Genomic DNA, 21,769 nt, shown 5'->3' on the forward strand with positions numbered 1-21,769 from the left:
GTTGCACTCGCATTCCTTGTCTCGAGCGGAGGCCTTCTGGCCGCATCGCCTGCGAAGGCGGACCTGCGCCTGTGCAACATGACCTCGAGCCGCGTCGGCATCGCGCTCGGCTACCGGGACGCTCAAGGATGGGTGACGGAAGGCTGGTGGAACCTCAAGGCCCGCGCCTGCGAGACCCTTCTGAAGGGCCAGCTCGGCGGGCGCTTCTACTACATCTACGCCATCGACTACGACCGGGGCGGGGAATGGAGCGGGCGCTCCTTCATGTGCACGCGCGAGCGCGAATTCACGATCCGGGGAACGGAGGACTGCCTCGCCCGCGGCTTCGACCGCAGCGGCTTCTTCGAGGTCGATACCGGTGAACAGAAGAGCTGGACGATCCAGCTCACGGAAACGAACCGCCCAGGGGGACAATGACGATGAGACGCGCACGGCGCACGAAGATCCTGGCGACCTTGGGTCCCGCTTCCGAGAACCCCGAGATGATCGCCAAGCTGTTCGAGGCGGGGGCCGACGTGTTCCGCCTCAACATGAGCCATCTGCCGCGCGAGAAGCTGAAGGAGCGGGTGGCGATGATCCGCTCGGTCGAGGCCAAGTTCAAGCGGCCCATCGCCATCCTGGCGGATCTTCAGGGCCCCAAGCTGCGCGTGGGCGCCTTCGAGGGCGACGGCGCCATGCTGGTTCAGGGGCAGTCCTTCACCCTCGATGCGGACACCACGCCCGGAACGGCCAAGCGCGTGCACCTGCCCCATCCCGAGATCCTCTCCTCGCTCGAGCCCGGCCATACGGTCCTGATCGACGACGGCAAGCTGCGGCTTCGCGTGAAGAGCGTGAAGCAGGGCTCCGCCACCACCTCCGTCGAGGTCGCCGGCAAGATCTCCAACCGCAAGGGCGTGAGCCTGCCCGACACCACGATCCCGGTTGCGGCCATGACCGACAAGGACCGCTCGGACCTGGAGGCCGCCCTCGACGCGGGAGTGGACTGGATCGCCCTCTCCTTCGTGCAGCGTCCCGAGGACGTGGCCGAGGTGAAGAAGGTGGCCCGCGGCCGGGCGCTGGTCATGGCCAAGCTCGAGAAACCCCAGGCGATCACCCGCCTCGACGAGATCATGGAGATCTCGGATGCGGTCATGGTCGCCCGCGGCGATCTCGGCGTCGAGATGCCGCTGGAAAAGGTGCCGGGCATCCAGAAGCGCATCGTCCGCACGGCGCGCCGTTACGGCAAGCCAGTGGTGGTGGCGACCCAGATGCTCGAATCCATGATCACCTCGCCCGTGCCGACCCGCGCCGAGGTCTCGGACGTGGCAACGGCCGTCTATGACGGCGCCGACGCGGTGATGCTCTCGGCCGAGAGCGCCTCGGGCCAGTACCCGATCGACGCGGTGGCCACCATGAACCGGATCGCCGAGGAGGTGGAGCAGGATCAGAACTACTGGTCGATCGTGCGCACCCTCAACGCCGAGCCGGAGGCCACCGGGTCAGACGCCATCGCGGCAGCCTCGCACCAGATCGCCGACACGCTGAACCTCAAGACGGTGGCCGCCTGGACGTTTTCGGGCTCCACCGCCTTCCGCATCGCCCGCGAGCGGCCGAACTCGACCGTGATCGCGCTCACCCCCAGCATCGACACCGCCCGCCGGCTTGCCCTGGTCTGGGGCGTGCATTCGATCCGCACGAAGGATGCGAGCGACATCGACGACATGGCCTCCCGCGCCTGCAAGTTCGCCGTGCGCGAAGGCTTCTCGACGGTGGGAGACCGGGTGATCATCGTGGCCGGCATGCCCTTCGGCACGCCCGGCGCCACCAACATGGTGCGAATCGCCTTCGTGAGCCAGGACCACGCCGCTCAGGCGTGATCCGCTTCCGCCCTGGCTGGTGCGATCCGTCCGGCCAGGGCTTCGATGGCGGAAAGGACGGTCGCCTTGTCGGCATATTGCGGCATGTGGCCGATGCCTGGCATCAGGATAAGCTCGGCTCCCGGCACCTCTCTGGCGAAGGAGCGGCTGTGGAGATCGGTCCAGACGATCTCGTCCCTGTCGCCCGCGACCACCGTCGCCGGTACGCGGATCTCGCGGTAGCGCGGGCTCTGGCGCCGGGCCGCGTCGTACATGACGGCGAAATCATGCAGGTTGACCTCGTAGGCCCGCGGCCGAAAGGCAAGCGGGATGAAGCCCTGCCGGACGATGCCCGGGGGAGGAGGCTGGGGGCTGAAGGTCTTTGCCTTCATCCAGGGCCTCAGCACCAGCAGGAGCGGCACCGCCAGGGTGCGGATCAGCAGCCATCCGGCCCGGGAATCGACGAGGCGCCGGTACCAGCCGATATAGCCGCCGGGCCAAGGCGAGGTGATGCCGGACAGAACGAGGATCGCGCCTGTCACGTCGGTGTGGTCGAGGGCGAAATGCGGCACCACCAGCCCCGACCAGGAATGGCCCACGATCACGGCCTCACGAACGCCCAGCCGGCGCAGGGCCTCGGCGATGAGGGCGGCCTGCCGGGCCGGATCGGCCTCGCCGAGGCCGGGCCTGCGCGTGCTCCAGCCATGGCCCGGCCGGTCGATGGCGATCACCCGGTAGGCCTGCGACAGGGGCGTTCCAAGTCCCAGCATGGACTCGGCGAGGTTGGACGAGGCGCCGTGCAGGATGACGACGGTTCCGCGCGGCGGAGCATCCTTCGGCCCCTCCTCCCGATAGTGGAGACGGCAGCCCTCGACCTCCATGAAGCGGCCGGTCGGCGGATAGCGCCGCTCGATGCACCAGGCGTAGAGAAAGGTGAAGGCGGCGCCCAGGATCAACAGGAGGGCCGGCGCCGCGACGAGAGCGAGCAGGGTCATCCCTGCAAGCTGGGATCAGAGGTCCTGCCCGTCAACCTGGGGACCGAGGCGCGTCACGATGGTTTTCACGTCCGAGGCCTGCGGGTTGAGCTTCAGCACCCGACGATAGGCCTCGAGCGCCCGGGCCTTGTCGTCGGAGGCCATGAAGATGTGGCCCAGGCCGGTCCAGGCATTGAAGTGGCGGGGTTCGATCTTGAGCGCCCGGTGCAGGTCGGCCATGGCGGCCACCGGGTCGTCGAGCTGGTAGAACACCGTGGCACGCTTGTACCAGGCCTCGGCCCAATTGGGCTGGATCGCCAGCACCCGGTCGATCAGCTCGACGGCCAGCGGATAGTTCTTTTTGCCGAAGGCCTCGCCTGCGCGGCTGAGGAGAAGATCGGCCGTGTCGGAGCCCGAACGGGAGAAGCGGCGCTCGATGAGATTCGAGATGCCCTCGGCCTCACGCTCCGACTGGGCCTTGCCGAGGCGCTCGAAGAGCTCGTCGAGGCTGGACGGGCGCGGGGGATTGGGCTTGGCCGGGGGGGCCTGCTCCTTCTGGTCCTTGGGCCGCACGGGAGACTGCGCCGCAGCGGGGTGGGCGAGGAAGACCAGGGACAGGATCGTGATGGACGCGAAAAAGCGCATGCCGGGATTTTAGGGTCCCGGCATGCGCGGTCAATTCAGATAATCGTGTGCGGCATCGCCGCACCGCCGGCTTCAGGATCGCATCGCTTATGCCGGGGAACCGGCTTCCACTTCCCCAGCGCGATGCATTAGCCCTGACGCGCCTTGTAGCGCTTCTGGGTCTTGTTGATGATGTAGACCCGGCCCTTGCGACGAACCAGCTGGTTGTCGCGGTGACGGCCGCGGATCGACTTCAACGAGTTACGGATCTTCATATCCGGTCTCCTGCGGCCCCTCGGGAAGGCCGGAAATTAGAAAATGGTGGGCGCGGCTGGGATCGAACCAGCGACCCCTACGATGTCAACGTAGTGCTCTCCCGCTGAGCTACGCGCCCGGGAAACGGTGATTTTGACGTCCCGTCTCGGCTGTGGGGGCGATATACCCACAAGCGGGCGCGGGCGCAAGCCTTAGGGAGGCCTTTTTTAGGCCGCCATCATTTTATCGACCTCGGTCACCAGGTCGCGCAGATGGAAGGGCTTTGACAGGACCTTGGCATCGCGGGGGGCCTGGGAATCAGGGTTCAGCGCCACGGCCGCAAAGCCCGTGATGAACATCACCTTGATGTCCGGGTCGAGCTCGGTGGCCTTGCGGGCCAGCTCGATGCCGTCCATCTCCGGCATGACGATGTCCGTCAGGAGGAGCTCGAAGGGCTCCTCGCGCAGGCGGTTGTAGGCGGAAAGGCCGTTGTCGAACGAGGCGACCTCGTAGCCCGCGTTCTCCAGCGCCTTCACGAGAAAGCGGCGCATGTCGTTGTCGTCTTCGGCGAGAAGGATCTTCATCGGTTGCCAGCCCCGAATCGTGGCGAAATGGTCTTCACGACTTCATGCCGGACCGGGAGTAAACAAGCCGTGAAGGAAGGACGCAGCCCTGCTACGATATTGTCATGGACAGGCGGCGGCGCTGCCTTACACTAGCCTTCGAGCCCGGTTTCCTCCTTCATCATAGTCAAGTTCGTTTCCTGATGCGGCCAGCCATCGTCGATGAGTTCGACCCTCCGTTCACTGTCACGGAACCTGCAGTCCAGACGATCCCCTTCGTCTTCAACGTGCCCCATGCGGGAGCCATCTACCCGGCCTCGTTCCTGGCCTCGTCGCGGCTCGACGCGGTTGCCCTGAGGCGGTCCGAGGACGCCTTCGTCGACGAGCTCTTCGCGGCCGTGACCGAACTCGGCGCCCCTCTCATGACCGCCCATTTCCCGCGCGCCTATCTCGACCTGAACCGGGAGCCCTACGAGCTCGACTCGCGCATGTTCGACGGGCGCCTGCCCTCCTTCGCCAATACCCGCTCCATGCGGGTGGCCGGGGGGCTCGGCACGATCCCGCGCATCGTGGCCGACGGGCAGGAGATCTACCGCTCGCGTCTTCCCGTGGACGAGGCCCTGCATCGGATCGAGTGGCTCTACAAGCCCTACCACCGCACCCTGCGCAACCTCGTGCGCCGCACGGCGCAGCTCTTCGGGCATGCCGTCCTGATCGACTGCCATTCCATGCCCGCCTCGAGCGTCAGCCGCGAGGACGGAATGAAGGCCGACATCGTCCTGGGCGACCGCTACGGGACGAGCTGCGCCACCCTGCTGATCGACCTGGTGGAGGCCGCCCTGAGGGGACGCGGCTACGCGGTGGTGCGCAACAAGCCCTATGCGGGCGGCTTCATCACGGAGCATTACGGCGAGCCTGCCCTGGGCCGGCACGCGCTGCAGATCGAGATCAACCGCGCCCTCTACATGGACGAGCGCACCATGCAGCGAAAGCAGGGGTTCGACCGTCTGGCGTCGGACCTGACCCAGGCCTTCTCCCAGGTGATCGGCGACATCGAGGGGGCGCTGGTCACCCGCCCGATCGCGGCGGAGTAGTTTCGTCCCTCCCACGCTGGCCGGCACAGGGCTTCAGGCAAGAAAAAAGGCCACTGTTGCCAGCGGCCCGAAGTTTAGGGAGGAAACGCCCAAGAAGGGCTGCAACAGGCGACGCCATCGCCATGTCGCACTGCAATAATTACGCCGCATCGCACAAATTGCAACAGAAATTTCGCCTATAGTCATGACTTTGTTGCATATCTGCTCGGATGCGGATCGATGGCTCTGACGTAGAAGATCAGGCTGAGCAGCAGCCATGCCGCCAAGCTTGCGAAGACGAGGCGGTAGCCCTCGGGCCGGTAGAGTCCCTGATCGGAGCGTCCCACGACATCGATCAGCATGCCCGTGACGCTCTGGGACAGGAAGGCTCCTCCCATGGTGCCGATGTTCATGAGCGTGATGCCGCGGCCCGTCAGCGTCGAGGGGAACAGCGATTTCCCATGGCTCGTCAGGATCGGCGTATAGGCCACGCAGAGGCCGAACAGGGGAAACCAGAGGGCGGCCCAGCGGCGGTCGAGGGGCACGAAGACCAGGACCGCCAGAAGCAGGATGGTCGCCGCGCCTCCGATGAGGACAGGCCTCTTGTAGCTGCCCCAGAAGCGGTCCATCGCCCCCCACATCAGCATGCCGACGATCTGCGCCGTGGCGCCCAGGAGCAGCACGTTCCCGCGGGCGGCAAGGTCCGCGCCGTGCACGTCCGACAGCCAGGGCCCGCCCCAGAGGCCGATGACGGAGGCGAAGCACCCGTAGGTGGTCAGGTGCATGAAGAAGACGGGCCAGAAGGACGGCACCTTGAGGGCGGCCGCGACGCCCCTGAACGCCGCGCCCCAGCTTTCCTCCGGCCCGTCCCTGCGCGGATCCCTGGGGACGGCAACGGCGATGATTCCTGCGATGACGACCGTCAGGACCGCGACGGTCAGGAAGGAGGCGCGCCAGCCGAACGCGGCGGACGCGGCAGCAAGCGGCGCCGTCGCCGCCAGGGTGCCTGTATTGGCAAGTCCCATCTGCAGGCTGGTGAGCCCGGCAAACCGCTCCGGCGGGAAGCGGCGGGCATAGATCACCAGCGGGGCCATGAAGAAGGTGGAGCAGCCGAGCCCCATCAGCACCCGCGCGGCAATCAGCAGGGAGGCGGAGGAAGCCAGGGCGAACAGGGCCGTGCCCAGGACCGTCAGCACCGCCGTTCCCAGCATGGTGCGCTTGGGGCCGTAGCGGTCGATCAGGATGCCGATGGGGATCTGCACCGCCGCGAAGGAGAAGAAGAAGGCGCTGGAGAGCAGCCCCGTCTGGGTGGCGGACAGATCGAGCTCCCGGGCGAGGTCGTTGGCGATCACGCCGATGGAGTTGCGCAGGAACTGGCTGACCGCATAGATCGACACCAGCGCCGCAACCAGGATCAGGGCCGCCTCGGAGCGGGTCGGTGGAGGCTTGGGCGCGAAATCCATGCGTTCTTGCTCCTCAAGGCGCCGCAGCTCACTTGCCGCGCGCGAGGTGCTTGATAAAAGGGGTATTCGGATTTTAGTGTTGAAAGTGCCATAGCTCATGCTACTCTCATTTCGGATTTAAGTGTGGAGAACGAGCATGTTTAACGAGTACCAACAGAGACACATGGAGCATCTCGCCAGCCTCCCTCCGGAGGCAAAGTCGGCCTGCGGATGGTACTCTCGGGAGGAATGCGACAAGGGCCACGGATGCGGCATGTGCGAGCGGAGAAGGCCCGAGAAGGGAATGCCTCCCTGCGATATCGTCCACCTTCTTCGGAGGGACGCGCAGCGGCTCTACAGATGGGATTACCCGAGCCCCACTCGTCCGGAGGACGGCCACAAGAACCTCTCCCCCTGGAAAGCAGCGGATCACATCGAGGCGCTGCGAGGCGCTCTCCGTGATCTCCTCCGCATCTCGACCTGGGATGGTGAGTTCACCACGAGGGAGGAATACGAGCCCGTTGCCGAGCGAGCCCTCGCTCTCCTCCGTGACTCCACAGTCAAGCCCGAATGATCTTGAATGGTCAACGCTCTCTACTTGGATAACTGGACCGTGGAGAAGCTGCACAAAACCAAGAACGGCTACCGGCTTGAGGCTCACTACAATGTTGAGCCCAGCCACTGCCCGAAGTGCGGCTCGGTCCGGAAGCCCTATAAGCACGGCCCCAAGGTTGTTGAATACGTCGATGCGCCGGTCCACGGCTGGCGCACCGTCGTAGACGTTGAGGTTCAACGCTATCGCTGTCGGGATTGCGGCTCCACCTTCATGCAGCCCTTGCCTGATATGGACCCCAAGCGGCAGATGACCCGCCGCTGTGTCGAGCATATCAAGGAACAGGGGCTCCTCCGTCCTTATACCCAACTCGCCCGAGAGATCGGCGTGACGGAGAAGACCGTCCGCGACATCTGCAACGAGGAGATCGACAACCTTCTGGCGTCGCACCAGCCCTACGCCCCTGTCATCCTCGGGATCGACGAACTGACGCTTCTCCATAAGAAGCGCACCATCTTCACTGACGTGGGTGAGCGGCGTGTCATCGACCTGATGGACGGCATGAACCGCTCTCAGGTGGACCGCTGGCTCTACACCCTGCCCAACCGGAAACGCATCCAGTTGGTCACGATGGACATGTGGGGGCCTTACCGCGAGGCCGTCCGGGCGCTCCTGCCGGAAGCCATCATCGTGGCCGACAAGTGGCACATCCAGAAGAAGGTCAATGAACTCCTGGACGTGATCCGCAATCGGCAGCGCAGAGCGGCCAAAGGGAAGGCCCGCAAGAACCCGTGGAAGGCGCGACGGCTGATCCAGGCCCGTGGCAAGAACCTCTCGCCTCAACGGGCGCTCCTCCTCGATGGGATGCTGAAGAACAATGACCTTCTCTCTGCGGCTTGGCATACCAAGGAAGCGTTCTACGACATCTGGGACGCGGCCAACCGGAGCGAGGCGGAAGCCCGCTTCGACCACTGGAAAGCCAATCTTCCCAGCGAGGTCCAGGGAGACTTCGGAGCCCTCGCCAAGACCGTCGAGAACTGGCGAGAGGAGGTCTTCGTCTACTTCGACCACCGCTACACCAACGCCTACACCGAGTCCGCCAATGGGCTGATCAAGATCGTCAACCGTGCAGGCCGTGGCTATCGGTTCGAGGCTATTCGGGCTAAGGCGCTGACGATGCCGAGGCTCAACGAGACCCGCTGGTTCATCTGCGAGTCCTGCCTGGGGCAGTTCCAGATCAATCCCGACAGCTTCATTGCGGCACCCCACCTCAAAGGATTCGGCGAGACGCGGCACTTCCCGAACGTCTACGCGATGTGCGGTCGGTGCCACCAATTCCACACTGATGAGTGGTTCAAGCGTCATGCCAAATCCACACCTAAATCCGAATAGCCGATAAAAGCTCAATGCAGGCGGGCCAAGGCCGGCCACGTCATTCTTTTCAGGGACCGGACGCCATGGGGCTCATCGACTTCACGCATTTCGTCAACGAGCTCGCAACCCAGTCCGGCCAGGCGATCCTGCCCTTCTTCCGCACCGCCATCGCCACGGAGGACAAGTCCCGCGGCGGCGCCTTCGACCCGGTCACGGAGGCCGACCGGGCGAGCGAGGCGACCATGCGCCATCTCATCAAGCGCAGCTTCCCTACCCACGGCATCGTCGGCGAGGAATTCGGCGCCGAGCGCCCGGATGCGGACTACGTCTGGGTTCTCGATCCCATCGACGGAACCCGGGCCTTCATCGCCGGCCTTCCCACCTGGGGCACCCTCATCGGCCTGACCCACAAAAAGCAGCCGGTCTTCGGCATGATGCACCAGCCCTTCACAGGCGAGCGCTTCTTCGGCGATTGCGGCAGCGCGACCTATCGCGGGCCGGGCGGCGAGCGCAGGCTGAAGGTCCGCCCCTGCGCCTCCCTGAAGGACGCGGTGATCTCCACCACGAGCCCGCGGCTCTTCGCAGGCGACGAGCTGCGCGCCTACGACCGGGTCGAGAGCGTGGCGCGCCTCGCCCGCTACGGCTGCGACTGCTATGCCTATTGCATGCTGGCCGCCGGCCATATCGATCTCGTGGTCGAGTCGGGCCTCAAGCCCTATGACATCGCTGCCCTGGTGCCGATCATCGAGGGTGCGGGCGGGATCGTCACCACCTGGGACGGCGGCTCAGCCGCCGAGGGCGGGCGCATCGTCGCGGCGGGCGACCGCCGGATCCATGCCGCCGCCGTCGAGCTGCTCAGCCGCTGATCCCTTTTCGGCCCGGTCCCGCTGCGCCGGCGGAACCGGATCGGGCGTGCCGGGGATGAAGGCGTCGAAGGCGGCCCAGAACTGCTCGCGCACCGGGTCCCGCTCCATCAGCACCTCGTGCCGGGCGCCAGGGATGACGATGACCCGTCCGGCCTTGAGCCGGGAGGCGAAGCGCTCGGTGGCAGGCGTCGCGCAGACCGGATCCGCCCCGGCCGCGATGATGAGCGTGGGCAGGCGGATCCTGATGGCATAGCGGGGATCGGCAAAGCGCTTCATGAAGCGGAAGGCGCTGTCGAGCCATGCCACGGTCGGAGCCCCGATGGCCCCGGCTCCAATGGCATGAGCCGCATCGGCATTGCGGCCATAACGCACCGGGTCGCTGGTGAGGCGGTTGCCCTTGAACGGCAGGGTGGAGATCGAGGTCTCGCCCCCACCAGGCACGAACATGGAGCCCATCCCGAGAAGCCGCAGCACCCGCGCCAGCAGGGCGGCCGAGCGGGTGCGCCGGATGATGCAGAGCGCGATCATCGGCGTGGTGGTCACGAGACGCCGGAAGGGCAGCCAGCCCTCATAGGCCGCATTGAGCGCGATGGCGCCGCCCATGGAATGGGCGAGGCCGAAATACGGTGCAGGCATGTGCGGTACGAGGATCTGGTCGTGGATCGCCTCCAGGTCATGCCGGTAATCGGAGAAGCGCCGCACATGGCCTTTGCGCGGGTTGCTCACCTGCCGCCCCGACAGCCCCTGCCCGCGCCAGTCGAAGGCCACCACGGCAAAGCCGCGGTCGAGCAGCTCGCCCACGACCTCGAAGTACTTTTCGATGAACTCCGCCCGGCCCTGCAGGATGCAGACCGTGCCCTGCGGCTCCTCCGTCTCCGGCATCCAATAGGCGGCCCTGAGCGCCACGCCGTCGCGGGCGGTCACGCTCAGCAGGGTCGGCTCTCCGGGCACGGGATTGTCGGGGGTCGTGATGAATTCCACGGCAGGGTCCAACTTGAAGGCTCAAGCTCTTTATAGAGCAGCATGGCTTTAGGGAACGTTCCTCTTGAAAGCAAACCTGTTCATTCCCACATCGAGGCCGTGCCGGCCATGATGGCGGCGCGAAGACCCAGGTCCAGCCTCTGAAGGTGGATCTTCTTTCAGCATGTCGCTTCAAGCGGAGGATATGCCATGCGACAGTTCGATCTTGCTCCCCTGTACCGCAATACGGTCGGCTTCGACCGTCTCTTCTCGATGCTCGACCAGATGGTCGGCGTCGATGCGGCTCCGAGCTACCCGCCCTACAACATCGAGCGCACCGGCGAGAATGCCTATCGCATCTCGATCGCGGTGGCCGGCTTCACCGACCGCGACCTCACCATTGAGGTGAAGGAGAACGCCCTCTCCGTCCGCGGTGAGCGCAAGCCTTCGGAAGAGCGCAAAGTCGACGTTCTCCATCAGGGCATCGCCGCCCGCAGCTTCGACCGGCGCTTCCAGCTGGCCGACGGCGTGCAGGTGGTCGGCGCGACCCTCGAGAACGGCCTGCTCCACATCGACCTCGTGCGCGAGACGCCCGAGGCCAAGAAGCCGAAGCTCATCCCGATTTCCACGAACGGCACGCAGACCATCGAGGCCCAGAAGGCTGCCTGACGTCCGAGGAGCCCAAAAAGAGAGCGCCCCGGTTCATGCCGGGGCGCTTTTTTGTTTTTAAGTCCTGGTCCTTGGTAATCCCGCCGGGGCCGGGGGCTGCCCCGCTGGTCAAGGGTCTCTTGGGAATGATCCTTCGCGGGTGAATGCGGCAAGGTTAGGGCAATCACTCCGCCGCGTGGCGCGATACCCCAGAAGAGGCGATCTCCAGCAGCCGGTGTACGTCCTCCTCCCGCGTCGCCCAGGAGGCGACGAGGCGGACCAGCACCTCGCCCTCCCCGACATGCTCGCCCTCGGGCAGGCTCAGCTCGGTCCAGGGATTGTAGAGAATGCCTGCGGCCTTGAGCGCCCGGTCCAGGGCATGGGGAATGATCGGGAACACCTCGTTGGCCTGGGTCGGCCAGGCGAGGCGCACGCCGGGCAGGCGCGCCAGTCCCTCCGAAAGAGCCTTGGCCATGCGGTTGGCGTGGCGGGCATTGGCGAGCCAATGGTCGTCCGCGAAATAGCCTTCGAACTGCGCCGCGATCAGGCGGGCCTTGGAAATGATCTGGCCTGCGCGCTTGGAGCGGTAGTCGAGCGCCTCCGCCAGATCCGTCCTGAACACCACGATGGCCTCGGCCATGAGGCCGCCGTTCTTGGTGGCGCCGAAGGAGAGGATGTCGACGCCCCGCTTCCAGGTCATCTCGGCCGGGGTGCAGCCGAGCGCCACGAGGGCGTTGGCGAAGCGTGCGCCGTCCATGTGGAAGGCCAGCCCGTGCTCGCGGCAGACCGCGCCCAGGGCGGCCAGTTCGTCGAGATCGTAGACGAGGCCGCCTTCGCTCACCTGCGAGATCGACAGGGCCTTGGGCGGCATCTGCTTCACGGCCCTAGGCAGGCTCTTCACATAGGCGGCGACGTCATCGGCCTTCAGCTTGGCCCCGACGCCCGGCAGGCCGGTCAGCTTGGCCCCGTGCATGAAGAATTCCGGGGCCCCGCACTCGTCGTCGATGACGTGGGCCTCCCGGTGGCAGATGCAGAGCCCATAGGGCGGAACCGCCGAGGAGAGAGCGAGCGCATTGGCGGCCGTGCCGGTGGTGGCGAAGAACACATCCACGTCGCGCTCGAAGATCTCGGCGAAACGCGCCCGCACCCGCCTGGTGATCTCGTCGTTGCCGTAAGCAGCCATGGCGCCGGCATTGGCCTCGACGATGGCCTGCAGAACGGGTGCGCTCGCCCCCACGGTGTTGTCGCTCGCAAAGTTCATCCGATGCCTCCTCGGCCCGCACCCTGACGATGGCGGCCGACATGTCAAGAACATTGACCCATCGGCGGAGACTTTCGTTCCAACCACGTGAAAGCTGTTTTTGTTACACTCGACAACGCTGCCTTGTAACTTTTGTCTAAAATTTTTCCAAACCCTCTTGTCCCCTGCAGCAAACTCTGGCACCTTGCTCTCATTAGGACAGCCATGCTGTCCCTTTCGGGGTGCCTGCGCCCTGTTCTTCGCCCTGAGGTCTTCTTGATGCTTCGCACGACGCGAACGAAACGAGATACCGAGAAAGCCGCCCGCAAAACGTGGGCGGGACGGGCGACTCTGGGCTGAGTTCACGAAGCCCGAAGGATGCCCGCGAGGAGCGGGCTCCCCTGCCGGACCCAACCCTCGAAAACCCGAAGAAGCGGCGGGCACCCGGACGATCCGATCATCCGGCAGGCCCAAAAGCCGCCTCAAAGAACCTTGAAGACGCGTTCGGATGTGAGGATCTGCCATGAGCGACGTGCCGACCAAGAGCCCGGAAATCGAAGTGCCAAGCCGCACGGCCGCGACGGCAAGCAAAGCTCATCCCGTGCGCGATCCGGGCCTGCCGGCAGCCCAGGGCCTCTATAACCCGGACAACGAGCAGGATTCCTGCGGCGTCGGCTTCATCGCCGACATGAAGAACCGCAAGTCGCACGAGATCGTGGAGCAGGGCCTCCAGATCCTCCTGAACCTCGACCACCGCGGCGCCGTGGGCGCGGACCCGAAGATGGGCGACGGCTGCGGCATTCTCGTGCAGATCCCGCACAAGTTCTTCGCCGCCGAATGCGCGAAGGTCGGCATCTGGCTGCCCGAGGCGGGCCAGTACGGCGTGGGCCATCTGTTCATGCCCCGCGACCCGGAAGGCTTCAGGCTCGTCGAGGAGATCGTCACCAAGGCCATCGCCGACGAGGGCCTGCAGCTTCTCGGCTGGCGCGACGTGCCGGTGGATTCGAGCGATCTCGGCGAGAGCGTGAAGGCCACCGAGCCCCTGCACCGCCAGATCTTCATCGGCAAGGGCAAGGGGATGGACGACCAGGAGACCTTCGAGCGCCGCCTGTTCATCGCGCGCAAGGTGATCTCCAACGCCGTCTACGACATGAAGGACCCGCGCACCGCGGGCTACTACCCCGTCAGCCTGTCCTCGCGCACCATCGTCTACAAGGGCATGGTGCTCGTCACGCAGCTGCGCGACTACTACCTCGACCTGCAGGATCCGCGCTTCGAGAGCGCCATCGCCCTCGTGCACCAGCGCTTCGCCACCAACACCTTCCCCACTTGGCAGCTCGCGCATCCCTATCGCATGGTCGCCCATAACGGCGAGATCAACACCCTGCGCGGCAACGTGAACTGGATGGCGGCGCGCCAGGCATCCGTCGACTCCGAGCTCTTCGGCAACGACATCTCCAAGCTGTGGCCGATCTCCTACGAGGGCCAGTCCGACACCGCCTGCTTCGACAATGCGCTCGAGTTCCTGGTGCGCGGCGGCTACTCCCTGTCGCACGCCATGATGATGCTCATCCCCGAAGCCTGGGCCGGCAACCCGCTCATGGACGAGAACCGGCGCGCCTTCTACGAATATCATGCCGCCCTCATGGAGCCATGGGATGGCCCGGCAGCCGTGTGCTTCACCGACGGCCGGCAGATCGGCGCGACGCTCGACCGCAACGGCCTGCGCCCGGCGCGCTACCTCGTCACCGAGGACGGCCTCGTGGTGCTCGCCTCCGAGATGGGCGTGCTGCCGATCCCGGAGGAGAAGATCGTCGAGAAGTGGCGCCTGCAGCCCGGCAAGATGCTGCTCATCGACCTGGAGGAAGGCCGCATCGTCTCCGACGACGAGATCAAGCAGCAGCTCTCGCAGGCACATCCCTACAAGGAATGGCTGAGGCGCACGCAGATCGTGCTGGAGGATCTCAAGCCCGTGCAGGCGCGCGAGTCGCGCACGGACGTGTCGCTCCTCGACCGCCAGCAGGCCTTCGGCTACACCGCCGAGGACCTCAAGCTCCTCATGCAGCCCATGGCCGTCACCGGCCAGGAGGCGGTGGGCTCCATGGGGTCGGACACGCCGATCTCCGCCCTCTCCGACAAGCCGAAGCTGCTCTACACCTATTTCAAGCAGAACTTCGCCCAGGTGACGAACCCGCCGATCGACCCGATCCGCGAGGAGCTCGTCATGAGCCTCGTGTCGTTCATCGGTCCGCGCCCGAACATCCTCGATCTCGAGGGCACATCGCGCCGCAAGCGCCTGGAAGTGCGCCAGCCGATCCTCACCAACGAGGATCTGGAGAAGATCCGCTGCATCGGCCATTTCGAGGACCGCTTCGACACCAAGACCCTCGACATCACCTATGACGCCGAGCTCGGCGCGGCCGCCCTCGACGGCGCCCTCGACCGGCTCTGCGACCGCGCGGAAGCGGCGGTCCACGGCGGCTACAACATCATCATCCTGTCCGACCGCATGGTCGGCCCGGACCGCATTCCGATCCCGGCGCTGCTCGCGACCGCGGCCGTGCACAACTACCTGATCCGCAAGGGCCTGCGCACCTCGGTCGGCCTGGTGATCGAGAGCGGCGAGCCGCGCGAGATCCACCACTTCGCCTGCCTTGCCGGCTACGGCGCGGAGGCGATCAATCCCTACCTCGCCTTCGAGACCATTGCCGACATGCACGCCAAGGGCGAGCTGCCGCAGGAGGTCGACGCGGACGAGGCGATCAAGCGTTACATCAAGTCCATCGGCAAGGGCCTGCTCAAGGTGATGTCCAAGATGGGCATCTCCACCTACCAGTCCTACTGCGGCGCGCAGATCTTCGACGCTGTCGGCCTCCGGTCCGACTTCGTGGCCCGCGACTTCTTCGGCACCGCCACCACCATCGAAGGCATCGGCATGGACGAGGTGGCGGAGGAAACGGTGCGCCGCCACCGCGACGCCTTCGGCGACGCGCCGATCTACCGCGACGCGCTCGATGTGGGCGGCGAATACGCCTATCGTACGCGCGGCGAGGTGCATGCCTGGAATCCGGACACGGTCGCCACGCTGCAGCACGCCGTGCGCCTCAACGCGCAGGAGCGCTATCGCGAGTTCGCGCGCCTCGTGAACGAGCAGGACAACGAGCTCAAGACGATCCGCGGCCTCTTCCGCATCAAGGCCGCCGCGGAGACGGGGCGCGCTCCGGTCCCGCTGAGCGAGGTCGAGCCCGCGCAGGAGATCGTCAAGCGCTTCTCCACCGGCGCCATGTCCTTCGGCTCGATCTCGAAGGAGGCGCATGAGACGCTGGCCCTCGCCATGAACGCCATGGGAGCCAAGTCCAACACCGGCGAGGGCGGCGAGGAGCCGGAGCGCTTCCGGCCGCTCCCCGACGGGCGCTCCAAGCGCTCCGCCATCAAGCAGGTGGCCTCCGGCCGATTCGGCGTGACGACGGAGTACCTCGTCAATGCCGACATGATGCAGATCAAGGTGGCGCAGGGAGCCAAGCCCGGCGAAGGCGGGCAGCTGCCCGGCCACAAGGTCGATGCCAAGATCGCCCGCGTGCGCCACTCGACGCCCGGCGTCGGCCTCATCTCGCCGCCGCCGCACCACGACATCTATTCCATCGAGGATCTGGCGCAGCTGATCTTCGACCTGAAGAACGTGAACCCGTCCGCCGACGTGTCGGTGAAGCTCGTGGCGGAAGTGGGCGTCGGCACCGTCGCCGCCGGCGTCGCCAAGGCGCGCGCCGATCACATCACGATCTCAGGGTTCGAGGGCGGCACGGGGGCCTCTCCCCTCACCTCGCTCAAGCATGCGGGCTCTCCGTGGGAGATCGGCCTCGCCGAGACCCAGCAGACCCTCGTGCTCAACCGGCTGCGCGGCCGCGTGGCGCTGCAGGCCGACGGCGGCCTGCGCACGGGCCGCGACGTGGTGATCGCCGCACTTCTCGGGGCCGATGAGTACGGCTTCTCGACTGCACCCCTGATCGCGGCGGGCTGCATCATGATGCGCAAGTGCCATCTCAACACCTGCCCCGTCGGGGTGGCCACGCAGGACCCGGTGCTGCGCAAGCGCTTCAAGGGCTTGCCCGAGCACGTCATCAACTACTTCTTCTTCGTCGCCGAGGAAGTGCGCGAGCTGATGGCCGAGATGGGCTTCCGCACCGTGGACGAGATGATCGGCCAATCCGACCTGCTCGACAAGAACGCGGCCATCGACCACTGGAAGGCGAAGGGACTGGACTTCACCAAGCTCTTTCACAAGCCCGATGTGGGTCCGGACGTGGCGATCCGTCACAAGGAGCGCCAGGTTCACCCGATTGCGAACGTGCTCGACCGGACGTTCATCGCGCAGGCCGGACCCGCCCTGGAGAAGGGCGAGGCGGTCGTGATCGAGTCGCAGGTGCGCAGCTCCGACCGCACGGTGGGCGCCATGCTCTCCGGGGAGGTCGCCAAGCGCTACGGCCACGAGGGCCTGCCCGACGACACGATCACCGTGAAGCTGAAGGGCACCGCGGGACAGAGCTTCGGCGCGTGGCTGGCGGCCGGCGTGACGCTCAGGCTGGAGGGCGAAGCCAACGACTATGTCGGCAAGGGCCTGTCGGGCGGCAAGATCATCATCGCGCCTTCGCCGGACTCGAAGGCTCTCCCTGAGCGCTCCATCGTCGTCGGCAATACGGTGATGTACGGCGCGATCTCCGGCGAGGCCTATTTCCGGGGCGTCGCCGGCGAGCGCTTCGCCGTGCGCAACTCCGGCGCCATCGCCGTGGTCGAGGGCACGGGCGATCATGGCTGCGAGTACATGACCGGCGGCCTCGTGGTGGTGCTCGGCCAGACCGGCCGCAACTTCGCGGCGGGCATGTCCGGCGGCATCGCCTATGTCCTCGACGAGGACGGCTCGTTCTCGAAGCGCTGCAACCTGTCCATGGTCGACCTCGAGCCCGTCGAGGAGGAGGAGGACCTCATGCGCCGCCTCCACCATCACGGCGGCGATCTGGAAACCAAGGGCCGCATCGACATCATGGCCAACATGTCGGGTCCGGATGAGGAGCGCCTGATGCAGCTCATCACCAACCATCACACCTATACGGGCTCGACGCGGGCCAAGGAGATCCTCGACAACTGGGCCTCCTACCGCACCAAGTTCGTAAAGGTCATGCCGGTCGAGTACCGCCGCGCGCTCCAGGAGATGGATCGTCTCCGGAACCTGCAGGCGGCGGAATAAGGATTGAAGGGGCAAACCCATGGGCAAGGTCACAGGTTTTCTCGAATACGACCGGCAGGAGCAGAAGTATCAGCTCGCCGGCGAGCGCGTGCGCCACTTCCGCGAGTTCACGCTGCCGCTCGACGACAACGATCTGAAGAAGCAGGCGGGGCGCTGCATGGATTGCGGCATCCCCTTCTGCCACGGGCCGACGGGCTGCCCGGTGCACAACCAGATCCCCGACTGGAACGACCTCGTCTGGCAGGGCGACTGGGAGGAGGCGGCGCGCAACCTCCACACCACCAACAACTTCCCGGAGTTCACGGGCCGCATCTGCCCGGCGCCCTGCGAGGAGGCCTGCACCCTCAATCTCGAGAACCAGCCGGTCACCATCAAGACCATCGAGCAGGCCATCGCCGACAAGGCGTGGGAGATGGGATGGGTGAAGCCCGAGCCCGCCAAGATCCAGACGGGCAAGCGCATCGCCGTCATCGGCTCGGGCCCCGCAGGCCTCGCCGCAGCCCAGCAGCTCGCCCGCGCCGGCCATGAGGTGCACGTGTTCGAACGCCAGGCGAAGCCCGGCGGCCTGCTGCGCTACGGCATTCCGGACTTCAAGATGGAGAAGTACCACATCGACCGCCGCGTGAAGCAGATGGAGGCCGAGGGCGTGGTCTTCCATTGCGGGGTGAACATCGGCGTCGACCGCAGCTTCGCCTCGCTGCACAACGAGTTCGATGCGGTGCTGTTCGCCGGCGGCGCGGAGGACCCGCGCAACCCGAACCTGCCCGGCCAGGACCTCGCCGGCGTGCACTACGCCATGCCCTACCTCACCCAGGCGAACAAGCGCGTCGGGCACGAGGAGGTCAGCGACGAGCCGATCCTCGCAGGCGGCAAGCATGTGGTGGTGATCGGCGGCGGCGACACGGCGTCCGACTGCGTCGGCACCGCCTTCCGCCAGGGCGCGCTCTCCGTGACCCAGCTCGACATCCGTCCCAAGCCGCCGGAGCGGGAGGACAAGCTCACCGTGTGGCCCTACTGGCCGACGAAGCTGCGCACCTCCTCCTCCCAGGCGGAGGGCGCGGAGCGCGAGTTCCAGGCGGCGACCCTGGGCATCGAGGGCAAGAAGGGCCGCGTCACCGGGGTGCAATGCGCCCGCGTCGACGAAAAGCGCCAGCCGATTCCCGGTACGGAATTCGTGCTCAAGGCCGACCTCGTCTTCATCGCCATCGGCTTTGCCGGCTCGGTGAAGGAGGGCCTGCTGGAGCAGTCCGGCGTCGCCGTGGACCGGCGCGGCAATGTGGTTGCCGACGACAGGTCCTATCGGACGTCCAACGAGAAGGTTTTCGTGGCCGGCGACATGCGCCGCGGCCAGTCGCTGGTGGTCTGGGCCATCCGCGAGGGCCGCCAGGCGGCCCGCTCCATCGATACCTTCCTGATGGGCTCCAGCACCCTTCCGGTCTGAGGGCGGATCATCGCTTCAACGGAAGCGGCGGCGCATCTCAAGATGCGCCGCCGCTTTTCTTTGGTGCCGGAAACCGTGTTTACGGATTGGGCCAGCGGAAGTCGTCGGCGCGGCCGGGGCGCGATCCCGGGGCGGCGCCGACCCTGAAGGCGCGCTGAGCGGCATAGGCATGGTCGCCCGTGAGCTTGGGCGGAGCCGTGACGAGAGCGCCGCCCGGGGCGACGTCCTGGCGCGTGAGCGGCAGGACGGGCCCGACCAGCGGCTTCTGCGGCAGGGCGACGGGCGCCGCGGCATCGGGCGGCGCGGGAATCGCAGCCTCGATGGAGGGTGCAGGCGCCCCCTCGGCAGGAGCAGATGCTGCGGGGTTGGGAGCCGCAGCCACGGCCGCTCCGCCCTGACCGAGGATCCGCTTGATCTCCGTGTCGGCGAAGAAGGCCACCTTGCGGGCGCCGGCGCGGGTGAAGAACACGCCCTCGTTGGTGCGCAGCTTGGTCGGCTCCCCGTCCACGTCGGGACCCTCGGCCGTGTAGCGGTTCTCTTCGTCCACGAAGCCCGGCCAGATGTCCACGTAGGTGCCGCCATGGCGCTGGACGCTCTCCTTGTAGATCTCGTTCATCGCCACGAGATCGTCGGAGATCTTGCTGTTCTTCATGGGCGGCAGGCCGATCCAGACCACAGGGATGCGGCGCTCCTTGAAAACGCCCATGATCGCATCGACCCGCTGCCGGTAAAGATCCCTCCACCGGTCGGACAGGGGCTCCACGGCCTCGTCGCCCTCCCTGATCGACTGCCGGTCGTTCGTGCCCAGCATGACCACGGCCACGGAGACCTTCTGGCCCCCGTCCAGGGTCGACCTGATGAAGTTCGGCCAATCGGCCGGGTCGGCGCGGACGAGGTTGACGTCGCCGCGCACCTTGGCGACGACCTCCACATCCTGGTTCTCGGCATAATGGGCGTCGAGACCCTGGCGGGCGAAGCCGGCCAGGGCGTCCCCGAACACCACCACCTGGGTGCTCGGGTTGATCTTGGGCTTCTCCTGCTTCGCCACGGCGGGCGCGGCGGCCGGCTTGCGCGGCCGCGCCACCGGGGCGCGGGCGGGCGGCGGGGGATCGTCCGGCACCCCGAAGAAGCGCCGCAGGCTGAAACCCTGCTGCGGCTGGGGCTGGGCGGGCTGCACGAGCTTTCCCGGATAATAGCCGGGCGGGTAGGCCCGGGGATCGCGGTAGCCCTGCTGCTGGGGATATCCGGGCTGCTGGTAATAGCCTGGCTGCGCCAGGGCCGCGCCGGCGCCTCCCGCCATGAGGAGCAGGGCCAGGGTCATGCGGCGGAGGATCGGCACCAGTTTCATCGGCGGTTCCATATTTGCCCGGGACCAGCCCTGTTATAGTGCCTCACGGGCTTTCCGTCAGCGGGCCGTGCGCAATTCGCGCAGAACGGCGTAATCGGCGTAGCCGTCCGGGATCAAACCGCGCCGGAGCTGGAAGTTCCGCACAGCCTCCCGGGTCTTGGAGCCGAGCTTGCCGTCCGCATCGCCCTCATAAAAGCCGAGGCGGGCCAGGCGCTCCTGCAGTTCCTGGCGCTGGTCCTTGTCCAGCATGGGCTTGTCCTTGGGCCAGGCTCCCTGGATCGGCAGCCCTCCCATGAGGCGGTCGCCCAGATGCGCCACGCCCATGGCATAGGCATCCGACGAATTGTAGGTCTTGATCACGTCGTAGTTGCGGGTGACCAGGAAGGCTGGCCCATCGGCCCCACCCGGCAGGAACAGGTTCGCCTCGCCCGCGCGCGGCATGGCCTTGCCGTCGACCCGGCGCAGGCCGAGGGCCTGCCATTGGGCGAAGTTCTGCTTGAGGTGGCGGAAGTCGAACCCCTTCGGCAGCTGGACCTCGAAGCCCCAGGGCAGCCCTGGTTCCCAACCCTGCTGGCGCAGGTAATTGGCGGTGGAGGCCATGGCGTCCGGCACGGAGGACCAGATGTCGCGCACCCCGTCCCCGTTGCCGTCGACGGCGTATTTCATGAAGCTCGAGGGCATGAACTGGGTCTGGCCCATGGCGCCGGCCCAGGAGCCCAGCATCCGGGAACGGTCGACGTGGTCCTGCTCCAGGATCTGCAGCGCGGTGAGAAGCTCCTCCCGGAAGAAGTCGCCGCGATAGCCCGTATAGGCCAGGGTCGCCAGCGCCCGGACGGCGTAGATCGAGCCGGTGAAGCTGCCGAAATTCGTCTCCATGCCCCAGACGCCGAGCACCACGGAGCGGGGAACGCCATAGGCCTTTTCGACCATGCCGAGGGTCTTCGACCATTCGGCGGCCATCTCCTGGCCGCGCTTGAGGCGCTGGGCCGAGATCGAGCCCTCGATATAGTCCCAGATCGGGCGGACGAACTCGGATTGCTTGCGGGTGAGCGCGACGATCTTGGCATCGGGCTCGACGCCGCGGAAGGCCTCGTCGAAAGTGGCCCGCGACACCCCCCGCGCCTTGGCCGCCGGCCAGAGGCCCTGCACGAAGCGCTGGAACCCGGCATCCGCCGTCTCCTGCGCCCGAACGGGAGAAGATGCGAGCCCCGCGCCGGCGGCGAGGCTCAGGCCGAGGAGGAGGGCGCCGGAGAGGCGGCGCACCAGATGCAGCGGCTGGCGCATGGATGTCGCTCATGAAACAGGACGGATCGTCCCGCCATTGCGACACT

General features: G+C 66.5%; 18 protein-coding genes and 1 tRNA gene. 9 read left to right on the forward strand and 10 right to left on the reverse strand.

What is annotated here, in order from left to right; all coding sequences use genetic code 11:
- Positions 1-63: 63 nt before the first annotated feature.
- Positions 64-417, forward strand: a complete 354-nt coding sequence (locus GR303_RS15810; RefSeq protein ID WP_281351489.1) for a DUF1036 domain-containing protein — start codon at positions 64-66, stop codon at positions 415-417.
- A 2-nt stretch (positions 418-419) separates the two neighbouring features.
- Positions 420-1,856 carry a pyruvate kinase gene (pyk, locus tag GR303_RS15815; protein WP_161724002.1) on the forward strand — a complete coding sequence of 479 codons (1,437 nt, stop codon included), beginning with the start codon at positions 420-422 and terminating at the stop codon, positions 1,854-1,856.
- On the opposite strand, the gene GR303_RS15820 is transcribed toward pyk, so the two are convergent.
- The 5 genes from GR303_RS15820 to cpdR all read right to left on the reverse strand — a co-directional run bounded on the left by GR303_RS15820 (position 1,847) and on the right by cpdR (position 4,272).
- Positions 1,847-2,830: an alpha/beta fold hydrolase gene (locus GR303_RS15820; RefSeq protein WP_161724004.1), complete on the reverse strand. Its 984-nt coding sequence runs from the start codon at positions 2,828-2,830 to the stop codon at positions 1,847-1,849. The two genes, pyk and GR303_RS15820, sit on opposite strands and share 10 nt — an antisense overlap.
- 15 nt (positions 2,831-2,845) lie before the next feature.
- On the reverse strand, positions 2,846-3,454 hold the full coding sequence (locus tag GR303_RS15825; RefSeq protein WP_161724006.1) for a tetratricopeptide repeat protein: 609 nt from the start codon (positions 3,452-3,454) through the stop codon (positions 2,846-2,848).
- Positions 3,455-3,582: 128 nt separating this feature from the next.
- On the reverse strand, positions 3,583-3,708 hold the full coding sequence (gene ykgO, locus GR303_RS15830) for a type B 50S ribosomal protein L36 (protein ID WP_009763379.1): 126 nt from the start codon (positions 3,706-3,708) through the stop codon (positions 3,583-3,585).
- A gap of 44 nt (positions 3,709-3,752) precedes the next feature.
- Positions 3,753-3,827, reverse strand: a tRNA-Val gene (locus GR303_RS15835).
- Positions 3,828-3,915: 88 nt separating this feature from the next.
- Positions 3,916-4,272, reverse strand: a complete 357-nt coding sequence (gene cpdR, locus GR303_RS15840) for a cell cycle two-component system response regulator CpdR (protein ID WP_161724008.1) — start codon at positions 4,270-4,272, stop codon at positions 3,916-3,918.
- Positions 4,273-4,454: 182 nt separating this feature from the next.
- On the opposite strand from cpdR, the gene GR303_RS15845 reads away from it, so the two are divergent.
- Positions 4,455-5,345, forward strand: a complete 891-nt coding sequence (locus GR303_RS15845; RefSeq protein WP_161724010.1) for an N-formylglutamate amidohydrolase — start codon at positions 4,455-4,457, stop codon at positions 5,343-5,345.
- A 182-nt stretch (positions 5,346-5,527) separates the two neighbouring features.
- Here the strand turns inward: GR303_RS15845 and GR303_RS15850 are convergent, their stop codons facing one another.
- A complete protein-coding gene (locus tag GR303_RS15850) occupies positions 5,528-6,787 on the reverse strand; it encodes an MFS transporter (protein WP_161724012.1) in 1,260 nt (419 codons plus the stop codon).
- A 136-nt stretch (positions 6,788-6,923) separates the two neighbouring features.
- On the opposite strand from GR303_RS15850, the gene GR303_RS15855 reads away from it, so the two are divergent.
- From GR303_RS15855 to hisN, 3 genes are all read left to right on the forward strand, one after another.
- Positions 6,924-7,340 carry a hypothetical protein gene (locus GR303_RS15855; RefSeq protein WP_161724014.1) on the forward strand — a complete coding sequence of 139 codons (417 nt, stop codon included), beginning with the start codon at positions 6,924-6,926 and terminating at the stop codon, positions 7,338-7,340.
- Between the two features lie 6 nt (positions 7,341-7,346).
- Complete coding sequence (locus tag GR303_RS15860) at positions 7,347-8,711, forward strand: ISL3 family transposase (protein ID WP_161724016.1); 1,365 nt, start codon at positions 7,347-7,349, stop codon at positions 8,709-8,711.
- 65 nt (positions 8,712-8,776) lie between these two features.
- Positions 8,777-9,559 (forward strand): histidinol-phosphatase, encoded by a 783-nt coding sequence (gene hisN, locus GR303_RS15865; RefSeq protein WP_161724018.1) that lies wholly within the window; start codon positions 8,777-8,779, stop codon positions 9,557-9,559.
- Here hisN and GR303_RS15870 read toward each other — a convergent pair.
- Positions 9,479-10,540, reverse strand: a complete 1,062-nt coding sequence (locus GR303_RS15870) for an alpha/beta fold hydrolase (protein ID WP_161724020.1) — start codon at positions 10,538-10,540, stop codon at positions 9,479-9,481. The two genes, hisN and GR303_RS15870, sit on opposite strands and share 81 nt — an antisense overlap.
- A 189-nt stretch (positions 10,541-10,729) precedes the next feature.
- On the opposite strand from GR303_RS15870, the gene GR303_RS15875 reads away from it, so the two are divergent.
- Complete coding sequence (locus GR303_RS15875; protein WP_161724022.1) at positions 10,730-11,188, forward strand: Hsp20 family protein; 459 nt, start codon at positions 10,730-10,732, stop codon at positions 11,186-11,188.
- A 163-nt stretch (positions 11,189-11,351) separates the two neighbouring features.
- Here the strand turns inward: GR303_RS15875 and GR303_RS15880 are convergent, their stop codons facing one another.
- The gene (locus GR303_RS15880; protein WP_161724023.1) at positions 11,352-12,428 is read right to left on the reverse strand and encodes a threonine aldolase family protein; all 1,077 of its coding nucleotides are present in this window, start codon (positions 12,426-12,428) and stop codon (positions 11,352-11,354) included.
- Positions 12,429-12,930: 502 nt separating this feature from the next.
- On the opposite strand from GR303_RS15880, the gene gltB reads away from it, so the two are divergent.
- Positions 12,931-17,649: a glutamate synthase large subunit gene (gltB, locus tag GR303_RS15885; protein ID WP_161724025.1), complete on the forward strand. Its 4,719-nt coding sequence runs from the start codon at positions 12,931-12,933 to the stop codon at positions 17,647-17,649.
- Positions 17,650-17,668: 19 nt separating this feature from the next.
- Positions 17,669-19,090, forward strand: coding sequence for a glutamate synthase subunit beta (locus GR303_RS15890; RefSeq protein ID WP_161724027.1), 1,422 nt, complete (start codon positions 17,669-17,671; stop codon positions 19,088-19,090).
- A 79-nt stretch (positions 19,091-19,169) separates the two neighbouring features.
- Here GR303_RS15890 and GR303_RS15895 read toward each other — a convergent pair whose 3' ends face one another.
- Entirely contained in the window at positions 19,170-20,438 is a 1,269-nt protein-coding gene (locus GR303_RS15895; protein ID WP_161724029.1) for an SGNH/GDSL hydrolase family protein, read from the reverse strand.
- Between the two features lie 57 nt (positions 20,439-20,495).
- Entirely contained in the window at positions 20,496-21,722 is a 1,227-nt protein-coding gene (locus GR303_RS15900; RefSeq protein WP_161724031.1) for a lytic murein transglycosylase, read from the reverse strand.
- Positions 21,723-21,769: the final 47 nt, after the last annotated feature.

Origin of the sequence: Microvirga arsenatis (assembly GCF_009910705.1) — a bacterium.
In the GTDB taxonomy this organism is placed as follows: domain Bacteria; phylum Pseudomonadota; class Alphaproteobacteria; order Rhizobiales; family Beijerinckiaceae; genus Microvirga; species Microvirga arsenatis.